Annotated in this window: 11 protein-coding genes; 1 reads left to right on the forward strand and 10 read right to left on the reverse strand. The window is 57.6% G+C overall.

The window, feature by feature from the left end:
* Positions 1-191 precede the first annotated feature (191 nt).
* The 9 genes from NB063_RS23255 to NB063_RS23295 form a co-directional block, all read right to left on the reverse strand.
* Positions 192-2,411 (reverse strand): hypothetical protein, encoded by a 2,220-nt coding sequence (locus NB063_RS23255; RefSeq protein ID WP_250931295.1) that lies wholly within the window; start codon positions 2,409-2,411, stop codon positions 192-194.
* A 410-nt stretch (positions 2,412-2,821) separates the two neighbouring features.
* The gene (gene pheT / locus NB063_RS23260) at positions 2,822-4,891 is read right to left on the reverse strand and encodes a phenylalanine--tRNA ligase subunit beta (protein ID WP_250931296.1); all 2,070 of its coding nucleotides are present in this window, start codon (positions 4,889-4,891) and stop codon (positions 2,822-2,824) included.
* Between the two features lie 134 nt (positions 4,892-5,025).
* Entirely contained in the window at positions 5,026-6,066 is a 1,041-nt protein-coding gene (pheS, locus tag NB063_RS23265) for a phenylalanine--tRNA ligase subunit alpha (RefSeq protein ID WP_250931297.1), read from the reverse strand.
* A 15-nt stretch (positions 6,067-6,081) separates the two neighbouring features.
* A complete protein-coding gene (gene rplT / locus NB063_RS23270) occupies positions 6,082-6,453 on the reverse strand; it encodes a 50S ribosomal protein L20 (RefSeq protein ID WP_250931298.1) in 372 nt (123 codons plus the stop codon).
* Between the two features lie 158 nt (positions 6,454-6,611).
* A complete protein-coding gene (gene rpmI, locus NB063_RS23275) occupies positions 6,612-6,818 on the reverse strand; it encodes a 50S ribosomal protein L35 (protein ID WP_250931299.1) in 207 nt (68 codons plus the stop codon).
* 109 nt (positions 6,819-6,927) lie between these two features.
* A complete protein-coding gene (locus NB063_RS23280; protein ID WP_250931300.1) occupies positions 6,928-7,359 on the reverse strand; it encodes a response regulator in 432 nt (143 codons plus the stop codon).
* 306 nt (positions 7,360-7,665) lie between these two features.
* A complete protein-coding gene (locus tag NB063_RS23285; RefSeq protein WP_250931301.1) occupies positions 7,666-9,111 on the reverse strand; it encodes an anti-sigma factor family protein in 1,446 nt (481 codons plus the stop codon).
* Positions 9,111-9,884: an RNA polymerase sigma factor gene (locus NB063_RS23290; RefSeq protein ID WP_250931302.1), complete on the reverse strand. Its 774-nt coding sequence runs from the start codon at positions 9,882-9,884 to the stop codon at positions 9,111-9,113. The genes NB063_RS23285 and NB063_RS23290 overlap by 1 nt, the downstream gene beginning before the upstream one ends.
* A gap of 50 nt (positions 9,885-9,934) precedes the next feature.
* Positions 9,935-12,139: an AMP-binding protein gene (locus tag NB063_RS23295; RefSeq protein ID WP_250931303.1), complete on the reverse strand. Its 2,205-nt coding sequence runs from the start codon at positions 12,137-12,139 to the stop codon at positions 9,935-9,937.
* 356 nt (positions 12,140-12,495) lie between these two features.
* Here NB063_RS23295 and NB063_RS23300 point away from each other — a divergent pair, with 356 nt between their 5' ends.
* Positions 12,496-13,233, forward strand: a complete 738-nt coding sequence (locus NB063_RS23300) for a thioesterase II family protein (protein WP_250931304.1) — start codon at positions 12,496-12,498, stop codon at positions 13,231-13,233.
* Here the strand turns inward: NB063_RS23300 and NB063_RS23305 are convergent.
* Positions 13,184-14,323 carry a tRNA-uridine aminocarboxypropyltransferase gene (locus NB063_RS23305; RefSeq protein ID WP_250931305.1) on the reverse strand — a complete coding sequence of 380 codons (1,140 nt, stop codon included), beginning with the start codon at positions 14,321-14,323 and terminating at the stop codon, positions 13,184-13,186. The genes NB063_RS23300 and NB063_RS23305 overlap by 50 nt on opposite strands.
* Positions 14,324-14,407 lie beyond the last annotated feature (84 nt).

The following is a 14,407-nucleotide window of genomic DNA, read 5'->3' on the forward strand; positions in this document are numbered from 1 at the left end:
ATGACGGCTTTTTGCGTCAATCCTTAATCGTGATAGCGACAGTCCTGGACGCCAGTCGGGGTTCGGCATGACCGGCCCGATATTCACCATCGAAAAAAGGCACTCGCAACTCGCCCTGCCCCTTGGTTTTTACTGGAACGGGGTGAGCGAGGTGCGGTGCCTGAAGGAAACGGCGTTTAGAAATCGCTGGCTCAGTCGAGCAGACCGCCGACGGAGGGGAGACCTCCACTTGGCAAGGAGCCGCCCACACCTGAGTTACCGCCTATCGGGCCGACTGGTCCCGCGTTACCACCGGCTCTATTTCCGGGGCCGGGCAGGTTGATGTTCGGCTGGCCGCCTCGATTTCCAGTTCCCGGAATGCCACCCGTTCCCGGAATGCCACCTGGGCGGTTGGCTGGGCCGCGCGACGGGCGATTGTTCGAGTCGATGCTCGGCAGTCCCGGAATGCGGTTGCTGCGATCACTAAGTGGTCGCCGCATCGAAGGCAGCGAGTTCGAAGGCTGCCGAGGCGACTGCGATTGCAAGGCTTCGGCTGCGGATCGTAACGCCGAGTTCGGGTTCCCCGGTGCGGAGTTTCGGTTCTCACGCGGAGAGTTTGGGTTCGCGGGCGTTTGCGATGGCGGAGTTGCGGAATTTGGACGTAGCTGGTCGAGCGGATTGTTTCCGCGCGTCGGACGCTGGTCCTCGCCTCGTTCACCGCCCAAGCGATTTCGGATCGCCTCTTCGGCACGATTGAGCCGGTTATCGATTGCATCGTTTTGCGATGGCCGGTCGGTCAATGGACGCTCGGTGGCGTCGTTGATCGAATCGATTGCGTCATTGAGCGGATTGCGACCAGTTGCCGGATTGTTGTCTCCGTCACCGTTGCCTCGACGATCATCGGCGCGATCGCCAATGTTGCCGCGTGGACCATCTGGTTGCGAATCTAAGCGAGGCAATTGAAAGCGTTCACGCGTCGTCGATTCATCTCCTTCGCCCCGCTCGTTCGTCGACAGTTCATCGGCCGCATCGTCGAGCAGGCTGTCAGAATTTTCGCCACCCTCGGTGCGCCCCGTCGTACCTGTCACCTGGTCGCGGAGTTCTTCCAGCCGAGTTTCGAAGTCACGTCGTCGGTCTCGCACGTCTCCGAGCGGGCTGCGATTTTCGCGATCTGTTGCTGAGTCCCCGAGTCGTTCGAATCGGTTGCCCGGTTGGCCGTTACGAACGATGTCATCGATCGAATCGGCGACACGTGCCAAGCGTGCGGTGCTGGAGTCGATGTCGGAATTGGCGAGTTCAGAGATCAGTTGTTGCTGCGACCGTACCGTGCGAGCGGGCCGATAACGTTCGTTGGTGTTGAAATATTGATGCTGATTGACTGCCCAGCTCAGCACGTTGCCGATCGACGCGGTTTGACGTCCTGAGAAGTAAACACGCAGTGGATCGTAGCTCCAACGGTTGTTGTTTCGAGAACGTCCCCAGTACTCATATCGGTTGCTGTAGTCAGGACCGTAGTAGTTGCCGAAGTAGTACTGAGTGCGACTAGGGCCGATGAAGAGGTGCACCAATAAAGCCAAATCGGTATCAATCAAGTAGCGTGGCTGGTAACGATAGCCGGGTTGGCGATACAGGGGGCGATGGAATCGGACAGGAGAGAAGACCACGCCGCGATGTGCCGGCTCATAGTCCCAGTAACCTTCACAATACAGATAGCCCCGTGGCGTAGCGTAGTAGCAGGCGGGGATCCACACCCATTCCGATTGTCGTGGAGCCCAGAAGCCAGGACGCCAATCGTATTTGGTTTGGTTGTATTGCCATTGCCCGGGAATGTAGAAGTGATCTTCACTGGGTGCTGGCGAGGAAGGGCCGTTTTCCATCGACCGTGGTGGTTCAGGAAGATAGCTCAGCTCGCCACGGTCTGCTCGGGACCAAAAACCAGGGATCCGTTGATAGCCGCTTTGCAGCTTCGCCCAGTAACCGGGGACCCATCGCATTTGTGGCGGCACGTCTCTCCAAAGTCCGCTCACCCAAACGAAGTCATTGACCTCGGGATCCCAGTCCCAGTAGCCATCGATCCACTGGACGTTGTTTCCTTCAGGGCGGTATTCGGGACGGACCTCGTTGATCGGTTCGGGAGGCTCTTGATCGACGACGGTGCCTTCGGCCGGGTCAGGTTGATAGGGAGCCGCGAAGGCTTCGTGAAGCGGCCCGCGTGTCATGTAGTCCAGGTCTTCTGACTGTGCCGTGTCGATTGATGCTTGGCCGCCAATGGCCGCATTGGCGCTCGATCGTGTCGGGTCGGGTGGCGGCCCGGCGTCTGGATTTTGTGCGTGCGTCTGGCCGATGCTGTTTAGGCTCAATAGCATCGCGGTTGAAATGCATCCGAGTGTGATCCAAGGATTGCGAGATCGAAATTTGAGTCGCTGGTTCATGGGATGGCTACCGATGATAAGAGTCGTGTTGTTGTGGGGGAACGTCTCGACACTGAATCGGGTGGGAACCCTGGTTCAGGTCGCAGACTTTAAATTGGCAAAGCGTGTGCCAACTTTGGCAAGCCATTCCCTCCGACTCGATCGACGCGGGCTAGGTGCCACCCATGCGTTCTGGGGCGCGCAAGAGCATTTGCGGGGAAAAATCCACGCACAACGCCGCGGATTTCTCGTGAACTTGCCCGACAATTTTGGCGAATTGTTTCGCGGTCAGTGGCGACCGGTTTCGTCGATGCCGGGGCAGCAACCAGATCGATCAAAATCAATTCACGTCCGCAGCCAAGCTGGCTCGTTCCATCCCGCCAAGCAGCATTGCCGGTCGAATCAACGCCGGCCGATTTAGCGCAGCCCGTCTACCGCATCAGAACGGCGCTGAGTTTTTTCTCGCAGGCGGTGACGACGTTTTCGACAATCGAGTCGGCATCCGATCCGCTCATCGTCTCGGTAAGACTCTGTAGTTCCATCGAGAACAGCACCCGTTTGCGATCGGGCCCGTCTTGTTTTTCGTTGCGATAGGTCTCTTGATAGGAAAGATCCGTCAAACGTTCGTCGGCGGCCGAGCGGATCACGCCTGAAAGGCTGTCCCAACGGACAGACTCTGGCAAGACGAGGTTGAGGTCGCGACGAATGGATGGGAATGAACTGATCTGCTGTTGTTGAGGAACCAAATGCGCCCAGGCGACGAGCAGGTCGGCCGAGAGTTCTGCCGCGACGCACTTGCCGGGCAGTTTCCATGATCTCACGAGGCCATCATCGAGTAGGCCGAGATAACCGAGCGTTTCGTGGTGGCCTTCGACTTTGAGTTCCACGGCTCCGCCGGGGGCAAAGCCATCCCGTTGGACCGTTTCGACTTGGAGTTGTCCCGTGATCCCGAGCCGTTCGAGCAGGCATTCGATGATGCCTTTGGTCGCGAAGAAATCGTCGCCGGTGATCAGCCCGACGTGATACGTTTCGGCTGGTAACGCGTCGGTACCGGTGGTTCCATCGGCGGGAGGCAGGTAGACATGAGCGATCTCAAAAAGCTCGGCATTGATCGAAGCGGAGGCCCAGTTTGCGGCGCGGCTTTGCAGCAAGCTCGGAATCAACGACCGACGGAGGCGACGCGATCCTTCCAGCATTGCGGTGCGGGTCTGCATCGCGGGACGATCGGTCCACGGAGACAACGCACCGTCGATCTTCTCCGTCACGACACTTGGTGTCATCGCTTCGCTCAATCCAGCCGCCGTCAACACGCCACGCAGTCGTGACATCGCAGAGTCGAATGGGCGTTTGCTGCTCGGCGTGACCGGAATCGGGCTGTCTTCTGGAATTTGGTCGTAGCCGTGAATGCGAGCAACTTCTTCGATCAAATCGGCCTCACGGGTCAAGTCGTGACGCCACGTCGGAGGCACGCATTGCAGGCTGTTCGCGCTGCCGCCGGTAGATGCGTCCTTCTCAACTGATGCGAAGTCGGCGTGGCAGCCGAGTCCTTTGAGGATGCGTTCCACCGTTGCCGCGTCGATGTCGATTCCAAGAACTCGCGACAGTTGTGACAAACGCAAGACGATCGGTTCCCGGTCGGCGATCGGGCCGTCGGTGTCGATCACGCCACTCGCTACGCTGCCTCCGGCGATCTCGGTAATCAGTTGACACGCCCGGCGACTCGCCCAGTCGATGCCTCGTGGGTCGACGCGTCTTTCGAATCGGAACGAGGAGGGGCTGTGCAGTTTCAATCGGCGTGCGGTTCGGCGAACTGACAACGGGGTGAAGTCGGCGGCTTCAATGACCAGATCGGTTGTTTGTTCGGTGACTTCGCTGCTCGCACCGCCCATCACGCCGGCAATCGCGAGAGCTGATTCGGCATCGGCGATGACACACGTTTCCGACGTGAGGTCATAGTTGCGGTGGTCGATCGCTTCGAGCTTTTCGCCTTTTCGGCCCGGACGCACCACGATTGTGTTCTTGGCGACCTTCGCGGCATCGAACGCATGCAGCGGTTGCCCGCATTCCATCATCACATAATTGGTGACGTCGACGACGTTGTTAACGACACCGATTCCGATACTCTTGAGTGCCTTCTGCATCCACTCGGGGCTGTCCCCGACCCGCACGCCTCGAATGACCCTGGCGGTGTAGCGGGGACAGGCTTCGGTGAACTCGTTCCGAACGGTGAGCAGGTCGCTGATCTTCTTTGGTGATTCAGGAAACTCGATAGTCGGCAGTTTCAGTTTTTGTCCTGTGAGGACACCGATCTCACGTGCGACACCAATGTGTCCGAGGCAATCGCCGCGGTTGCTCGTGACTTCGAGGTCAATGACCACTTCACCGTCGACCGTCTCGCTGCCTTCGTGGTTGAGTCCCGAGAGACTCAATCGATCGACGAGTTCATCGTGCGTGAGCGTAATGTCAACGTAACGCGACAACCAAGAGAGAGTGACAAGCATCAGGTTAAGGCTGAGTACTGAGGGCGGTGGGCAGGAAAAGTGCGGCGTGCTGAGTCGGCTCGCTGGCCGCGGAACAGCGATGACGACGCGGGAAACGAAACGACTGAGGCATCGATCGTCTTGGGCCCGCGTCTCTAGAACTGTTGCAAGAACCGAAGGTCGCCGCTGTAGAGGTCGCGAATATCGGTGATGCCGTGGCGACGCATGCACAAACGCTCGACGCCTAATCCGAACGCAAATCCGCGAACCTTCTCGGGATCGTAGCCGACGGCTTCGAACACGTTAGGGTCGACCATTCCGGCGCCACCAAATTCGATCCACGTTCCGTTCCAAAGGAAGTCGACTTCGACGCTCGGTTCGGTGAACGGGAAGAACGAAGGGCGGAAGCGGATTTCGACGTCGTCGCCTAGATAATTGTTGGCGAACACACGCAGCACCGTTTTCAGGTTAGCCATCGTGACGTGACGATCGACGAGCAGCCCTTCCATTTGATGGAACATGGGAAAGTGCGTCGCGTCCGGAGCATCGGGGCGATACACGCGGCCAAGCGAGATCACGCGGATCGGCGGTTGGCATGACTGCATCACGCGGATCTGCACCGTGCTCGTTTGGCTGCGGAGCAACGCTTCGCCTTCACCGGTCGCCGCCAGTGGGTCGCCACCGGCGACTCCCGCGGTGGCGAGGTAGAAGTTGTCGAGCGGATCGCGGGCCGGGTGATCCTCGGGGATGTTTAACGCGACGAAGTTGTGCCAGGGGTCCTCGACCTCGGGGCCTTCGGCAACTTCGAAGCCCATCCGGCCCATGATCTCCGTAAGGTGGTCGATCGTTTGTGTGATCGGATGAATGTGTCCGAGTGTGGGGCGTGTACCGGGCAGCGAGGGATCGAAGGTGGGATCGACTTGAGAGCCGCCACCGCCTTCGAGGGCCTCTTTGGCTGCATTGAACGCTTCATTGATCGCGTTCTTGACTTCGTTGAGCCGCATGCCGGCGGCTCGTTTGTCAGTCGGCTCGATGCCACCGAGCATTTTCTGGACGTCTTTGAACTGTCCGTTTTTGGCGCCCAAGAAAACAACACGAGCCTCCTCGAGCGATTCGGAATTCGAAGCGCCCGAGAATGCGGACTCCGCGTCGCTTTGGAGCTGGTCCAAGCGGCTGAGAAAATTTTGCAGTGACATCGCGAGAGACGGGCCTTACGCCGGTTGGCTTTCGGAGGCGAGTGCCGCCTTCACCACGTCACAGACATCTTTGAAGCCGGCGGCATCGTGAATCGCCATTTCGGACAGCGATTTACGATCCAGTCCGATGTTGGCCTTCTTCAGCCCGTAGATGAACTCGCTGTAGCGAAGCCCATGGGACTTCACGGCTGCGTTGATACGGATGATCCACAACTTACGGAATTCGCGTTTGCGGACGCGACGATCGCGGAAGGCGTACGCACCGCTGCGAAGCAGCGTTTCTTTAACCGAACGGGTCAATGACCCACGACCACCTACAAAGCCTTTTGCACGTTTGAACAGACGTTTCTTAGCTTGGTTACGGGCGGACCCTTTACGTGTACGCATCTGATGAATTCCTTATTTTTTGTTGTGAATCATTGCCGAGTGTCTCGATTCAGGCCCCGGCAAACGTGTGCCGAAGTTTTGCCCAATCGAGTTGCAGGGCGAGTCCTAAGAGGGAGAAAATTTGAGAACCAGCCGGGACCGAAGCCCGACCACCGAAATTAGTTGCTGTAACCGTTGAGGGCAGCGTGAATGGTGCGTTCCATGCACGTGTCCAACGGGGCGGTGCCGCGAAGGTTACGACGACGTTTCTTGCTCAGGCCTTTGGCCAAGTGGCTCGTTCCGCTTTGGCGGTGCATGGCTTTGCCGGTCGCACTCAGGCGAAAGCGTTTCTTGGTGCCCTTGTGGGTCTTGACTTTATTTCCCATTGGGATATCCGTCATTAGAGGGGGTGTGTGTTCAATTTTGCAAAATGCAGAGCGGCGGATGATAGCGAAGGGAATCGCGATTCGCCAGGGGGAGTTCACGGCGTTTTGCTTACGCAGTCGCCTCGATGAGCGGCGGAAAAACGATGTCGCTGTACGGCTTGATCGCCTGCATCAGCACATCGATGTTCGACTTCGTGAAATAGCCGGCGACATTCCGTTTGTAGGCCATTTCAATGTCCTTTTCGTGGTCTGACGTCGTCAGCACGAAGACGATCGAACTTGATAACTCTTCGTCTGCCCGAATTTCCGCCAGGAATTCGTGGCCACTCGTCCCCGGCATGTTGAGGTCGAGAAAGATGATGTACCGCTCGTTCACTCCCCTGTCTGGCTGGGATCGCAAGAATTCCAGAGCTTCCTTGGCAGACTGGCAAACGTGCAACGATCGTTCAATCCGGTGTCGACGGAGGGCTCGCTGGAAAACCTCTGCGTCGATTGCACTGTCTTCGACCAAAAGGAACGCGACCTTGAAGCGAAGAGGCATAGTTTGGGCCAGGTGTGCGGACAGTTTGAAGCGGGCAATTGGAATCAGTCGCTAAAAATCCGACTCGGAAAGATGGCTTCCGATCCGGTGCGACTGGGTTTCATCGACGTGATTTCATTCCGTTGGGACGATTTCGTATGCGTCGGCTTGGCAGAACAAAAATCCTTGGCAGAACAAAAATCAATGCGTGGCTGCGGATTTGCGAGACAAAGACATTCTATTCACGCGAGGGTATTTGCCCACTGTTTGGCGATATTTGAGCGGAACGTGTGCGAATTCCCGCCAATCGGTCGCTGTGACGGAGCGTTAGAAACCCTCAATCAGAACCTTGCGGACTTCATCGGGGGATGCCAAGTCCAATGCTTCGCGTTGGTTAGGCGGCAGCGATTCGTATTGTTCGGCGAATGAAGGGGCTTTGGCTTCGCCACGCAGTTTGCGGCGCAGCGCCTCGGCGGCCCAGTCCCGCAGTACCAAACTTTGCATCCACGGGTCGCTGACGTACTGTTGCAGCATTTCCAAGTCTTTGTTGGGCAACATGGATTGAATCGTTAGCAGTTCACGCTGGGTCAACGGCGCAACCCTTTCGAACCCAGGAGCACCCCTAAACGAACGGCCCGGTCCTCGAGCCCAATTGGCGTCTCGTAACAACGTCCCGAGGGCGAACATCCGATAGGCGTCATTCGGATCGCCACCGCGCCGTCCACGTTGCTCAATGAATTGAAACAGAGCCGCAGCGGCCGGACGCTCGTCATCCTGGTCCTGCCCTTTGATCCGTTCTTTAGCTAATTGGATCACGGTGAAGTCGATCCGTTCGATCGCTTCCTCGCTGAGACTGCGGCCGGTGACACGTCCGATTGATGTGATTGTTTCTTCGATGGCATCGTCAATCGCCTGTTGGCGAACCACTCCCGAGCCCGTTTCGATTCTCGCGACGACGTCGTCGCTGATCAGTTCACGCAGGCGGACGTACTGCCGCATCGTGTTGAGCATCTCGGTAGGTTTGTCCGAACTTCGGACGAGTGCCGCGGTCTGGCGCAGCGCCTGCTTTGCTTCCTCATCCAATCGATTGAACCGCTCCCATCGAGACAACGCGATGATCCGCTGCTGCGATGGCACGTCCTCGAGTTTTGCTAAGAGTGTTTGGCGGTCCGGTAACGCAATTTTTTCGTTCGACGCCGGGTACAGGGATTCAGGCGATTTGGGATCAATGATCGCATCAATTTGGGGCGTCACCGATCCGCCGACGACACCACGCCATCGCGGTGAAGCCATCAGGTCGGTGATCAGTTCGAGGTCGCTGCCGGCCGCATAAGCATCCATGTCGATCGCGACCGGGAAATCAATGAGTTGGCTGCGGATTTCACGCAATTGGCGCAAGCGGGTCAATCCGAACGCGGCAGCGGCGATCAAGATCGGCAGTGCGAGTAGGAGCCAGTATTTGGATCGTCTGCCTCCGATACGTTTGCGCTGCGTCGAGTCCCATGGTCCGCTCTTGGTCGACGAATCGGAGGGCTGGTTCAAATCCGCGACGACGAGTTGCAACGTGGTTTGGACCGAGGTTTCGTTCGTGACCGGATTGGGAAGCCAATCGAGCATGTCCCAACTCCGCTGCAATTCCTGCATCCGTTGGCGAAGAGGTTCTTCCGCAATGAGGCGATTTTCGACCGCATCGCGATCCTCACGTGGTAATTCGCCATCGAGGTAGGCGACCAGCAATTCGTCGTCGGAATCGATGATTTCAGGGTCGCTCATTAGCTCTTGTCCCCTTCCTCTGCCGGGCCGTCGTCATCATCCGAAGACTCGTCGTCGCCTGAACTGCGATATTGGTCGATCATCCGCGACATCGACGGTAGCGACCGCGACGGTTGGAAATCCTGCTCTAGTGTTCCACTCTCCATGTACGATTCAAGCGTTTGTTTGAGGCTGACCCGGGCCCTACTCAGCAACGATTTGACCGCCTTCGTGCTCAGGTCCATCGCGTCGGCGATTTCGACGTAGCTCATGTTTTCAAAACGCGAAAGGATCAATGCCATCCGCTGTCGTTCACCGAGCGATGCTACCGCCGCACGAACCAGTCGGGCCCGTTCATCGCCTTCGGCAACTCGTACCGGCATCAATCCGCTCGCATCGAGCGCCGTCGCGGCGAGAGCGGGGCCTTCTTCGCCATTGCCATCGGTGCCCGTCCATCGCGGCGAATCTCCCTCGTTTACCTCGTGGCGGCGGGATACGGTTCGCTTCGCGTTGCGGGCGACATTGCCCGCGATCGTGAACAACCAAGTCGAAAACTTTGCTCCCGGTTCGTATCGATGGCGGGCACGGTAGACACGCAAAAAGGTTTCTTGCGCCAAGTCTTCGGCGAGATCGGTGTGCGGCGCCAAGTGGTTCATCAACCGGACCAGACGCGGTTGGTATCGACGCACCAACTCTTCAAACGCTCCTGCGTCGTCGTCACGCACACGCAACATCAACCGGACATCCGGGTCGGTTTGCGTGTAGCGAAGGACGGTGGAGTCGGATGCGGGCACTGGAACAAGACTTCAGGGGATGACGTTTTCGGGATCTCCACCAGCATACTCTAATTTCCAACGAGGCCAGAGTCGGCATTTTCAGCCGCCCCACGCATCTCCTCAGCCAGATACTTCGCTAATTCCGCGGGTGTCGGGTAATTCGAGGCCACCACGGGGTTCAATTCGACGCCTAACCAATCGTCCAATTCACCACTTAATTCGACCGCGGCCATCGAATCGAGCCCGTGTTCAGCGAAGGGCGTTTCCGATGTGATTTGATCGGCAGCGGCGCCGCAGCGGGCGACCAACCAAGCCATCAACCAAGTTTGGATTTGTGAGGTGGCCGTTTTGATCGTGGTTTCATCGACGCGTTCGGGTAAACCAGGCAGGATCGTTGCCAGACTGTCGTCGTTAATGATCGAGCGCATCCATTGGTAGCGAGTCTCGATTTCATCGGATTCGAGCAACCGCCGGCATTCGGCACGTTTCACTTTGCCACTCGTCGTGACGGGGATCACGCAAGGACGAGTCAGGACGACTTGTCGGGCATCGATCTCGTGTTCGTCGATGATCCACCGGCGAACCCGCCGTACCATTTCCGGCATCACCGATTCGTCGGTTTGGCGGGGGACCTCAATCACCACCGACATGGCGTCACCAACGAACGCATCGGTGGCCAGTGCGACGCAACGAACCACTTCACTTCCGAGTGCCTGTTGAACGGTCGCTTCAATGTCTTGCGGGTAGTAGTTGCGTCCTCGCAGGATGATGACGTCTTTGCAACGGCCCGTCACGTAAAGATTGCCGTCATGCATGAATCCCAAGTCGCCTGTGCGTAGGAACTCGCCGGCATTCTCGGCTCCGGCAATGTTCGCTTGGAATTGGGCTTCGCTTTCGTTTTCGCGTTGCCAATACCCCCGAGCAATCGACGGTCCCTGTAGCCAAATTTCTCCGACCCTGCCGTTGGGAACACGGGTGCGTTCGGCCGGATCCACGATTTCGATCTTCATGTTGACGCCCGGACGGCCGCAACCGACGATCGTGCGTGTTTGGTTGCGAGGGTGATCTTTCGCGACCGGGGTTGCCGTTCCATTGGCGAGTGCGTCGCGATCGACCCGAAGTCGTTCCACGCCAGTCGCCGAATGACCGCTCGCGACAAGCAGGGTTGCTTCGGCTAACCCATAACTGGCGAGCAGCGATTCCCGACGCAAACCGGCGACTTCAAAACGTGCGGCGAAACGATCGAGTGTGGCCGCGGCGATCGGTTCGGCACCACAGAACGCGACCTGCCAACTACTCAGGTCCAAAGCCGCCGCCTCATCAGGCGATATCCGATCGATGCACAATTCGAACGCGAAATTCGGGGCGCCGCTGACCGTGCCGCCGTAGTTCGAGATCGTTTGGAGCCAGCGAAGGGGTTTCGACAAAAACGAATTGGGCGACATCAAAATCGAGCGGCCGCCGAGGTACAACGGTTCGAGAATCCCGCCGATCAATCCCATGTCATGATACGGCGGCAACCAAAAAACTCCGCGAGTGTAGTTGTCTGAACGCTGGTCGATCGCATCGAGTCCGAAGGCGTATCGGATCGACTCCAAATTCGAAAGCAGATTTTGGTGGGATACCATCACGCCTTTGGGCGCGTTGGTCGAGCCGCTGGTGTACTGCAATAACGCCAAGTCTTCGTCACGGATCTGATCCAAGGACTCGCTCGCGAGTTGCTGTGACGCGTCATCGAGTTTTTCGGACGGGGCCTTTGACGCACTGTCGTCCGTGGCGACGAAGCGCAAGCTTGCGACTTGGGGGCTGAGTCGTTTGACGTCGATCGCTTCGAGCGTTTTCGTGTCGCCCAGTAGCAACTCGGGTGCGCAGTCTTCGGCTGCCGCGTCGAGTTTCGCCATCGCCCGCCCCGGTTTGGGAAAACAGGTGGGGACAGGAACCAAGCGGCTGTGGTGACAGGCAAGGAATGCGATGATGAATTCCAGGCCAGCGGGAAACAGTAGCAACGCTCGATCGCCTGGTCGCGGCGTCGACACCGCATCCTGTTCGGGTTGCGACGGATTGGAGTCGCAGCGACCGGCGAGGATTCGTTGCGAGAGCTCGGCCACGCGCCCATAGAGCTCGGCGTAGGTCAGCGTGAGTTCAGTCCCGTCGTCGTTCACAAACGTTAACGCAGGGCGATCTGGGTGACTCTCCAGATGTTCCCTGAGCACATGCAAAAGTGAGGGCCGATACGAGGACGAATGAGCCGCCGATTCCGTATTCAGGTGCATGGGAGGTAGGTAATCAGAGGTGAATCGAGTAGAAAACAGCTCGCTAGGGATAGCAATCGTCATCTAACGCAGCGGCAAGCCGTCCATCGTGTTACAGCATAAAACCCAATTGGGGTGGTTGAGAAGTGAAACCGTCGTGCGATTGCGTCCTTTCACTGACAATTGAACACTCGACGCATGCACATCTTCCCTATCTTGCCTTTCCGGACGTGGTCGAGCGTCTGCCGCAAATGATGCCCCGTTCCGAATGCCCTTGTCGCCAAAATATCGCGAGTCGCTGATTTCCTGGCTGCCGAGTCCAAGACCGCTCGCGTTCGAGATTACCGCCAACAAAAACCCGAATCGACACGTTGCCTATGACCTCCGAAAAACCTTCGAAGTGGTATCGACGCGTTGGCGGGCAAGTCGACTCGTTCGAAACCATCATTTGGTTCCCGCACGCCGGAGGTGCCGCCTCGCCTTTGATCCGCCAAGCACGATTGTCTCCGCCAGAAACGAATCTGTTTGTCGCGACTCTCCCAGGTCGCGAGGCACGCTTTGCCGAGTCGATACCGGAGTCGCTCGACGAACTCGTCGAGAGTCTTGTTGACAATCTACCCAAACTCGAACGGCCTCCAGTATTGGTTGGGCATAGTTTTGGTGCTCTGTTGGCATACTGCGTCGCCAAACATTGCCGGGCAAACGGGCTGGTCGTGATGGCGATGTCGTCGCCCGACCACATCACCCGGCGTGATTCCATCGTTCACTTAGATGATCGCGATTTCGCCGATCAACTCGATCTTCGCTACGGTGGAGTTCCCAAAACACTTCGTGAAAATGAAGAGGCGATGAAGTTATTCTTGCCGACCGTTAGACGCGATCTGGCGTTACTTGAGTCGTACGAATCACGACCCGTCGAGGTCATCGACGTTCCCATCACGGCGCTCGCGGGCACCGATGATGGCCGAATCACGGCAGCCAAAATGTTAGGCTGGCAAGCTTACACGACAGCGGGATTTCGATTGCAAATGATTGCGGGTGACCACTTTTTCCCGATCGGCTGTTTCAAGCAAGTGCTGCAGATTGCTCGTCAGCGGTTTGGTACAGCGAGTTGAGATGGTAGACGAAGTCAACTGCCGTCTGCAGTCGTACGGAAGCTCGCGAGACTCCCTCTGGCAAATTGACGGTCGCAGTTTCCGAGCCGGTTTCAGGAACGTTTACCGACTTCAAAATAACCGGAGGCGCAAATACGGCATCGGCCGTCTTGAGCAATCGGGCGGTGCCGTGATGACGCATCGCGATGTGATCGTCAGGCCGAATGAACTCTCGCCACGAATCGCGAAACTCATTGAGGCTCACCGCACGCTCGACGATTTTGGGATCGAGTTGCAGGTGGTTCATTAAACCGGTGTCGGCAAAGGATTTCGATTGAATCGCACATTCAAATCGTTCACCGGTGGCTAAGCGAATAGCGGTCCAGTAAATCGGAACAGGGTGGTTGGGTTCGCGTTCACCGTACGCGACGACGATGTTTTTAAGATCGCCTGTCAAGACACGCGGCACGTTTGCCGACCCACGTCGACGACGTTCATTTCGACGCCAATTCGGTTTGCTCGGTTTGTGCTTGGGAGCCGTGTGCCTGCTGATTTGATCTCCGATCATTCGATCAAACGTATCGATCAATCGTTGCAAGTTCTGGTTTTCTGGTTCCAGAGCCAGCAGCGCCGACACGGTCGCTTCGAGCGTCGACAGCGCGTGTTCATTGGGTTCGCGGCGGATGCGATAGCGTCCCGGTTCAGAGGGAGCCAGTCGGTACTGCGGCAAGGTTTGCAGCCGTGGAATGTCGCGAAAGAGCGTTTTCGCTTGATGCCAGGTTCCATCCAAGATCACGAGTTGGTCAGGGCGTTCCTCGGGGGCAAGTTCAGTTAATAATTGCGAGCCTGGACCGGGATACAACAGACCCGCGTTGTCTGACAGAGTCACACGTTCAAACTGCTCGGCGAGTTCCGAATTGTAAGCAACCAACAGCCCACATTGTTCGAGCGATTCGTGGACGATCCGTGCGGTGTTGAATGGGTGGAACCGCTCGCGACGATGCTGCAGAATTAAAACGGCGGTCCGATGTGCGACTTGAGTGATCGCATCGCAAAAGCACATCCGGTGCGGTCGGAAACAGCGGGTGCATCGTCGTGTGGGCGGCGCCATGGGCAAATCATTTCAACGTGTGGTACCCGATTCGGTACCAAAGAACTGGTCCAGGCAGCGGCGAACGCCCGCTCCCATGCGGAT

This window comes from Aporhodopirellula aestuarii, assembly GCF_023701485.1.
Lineage (GTDB): Bacteria > Planctomycetota > Planctomycetia > Pirellulales > Pirellulaceae > Rhodopirellula > Rhodopirellula aestuarii.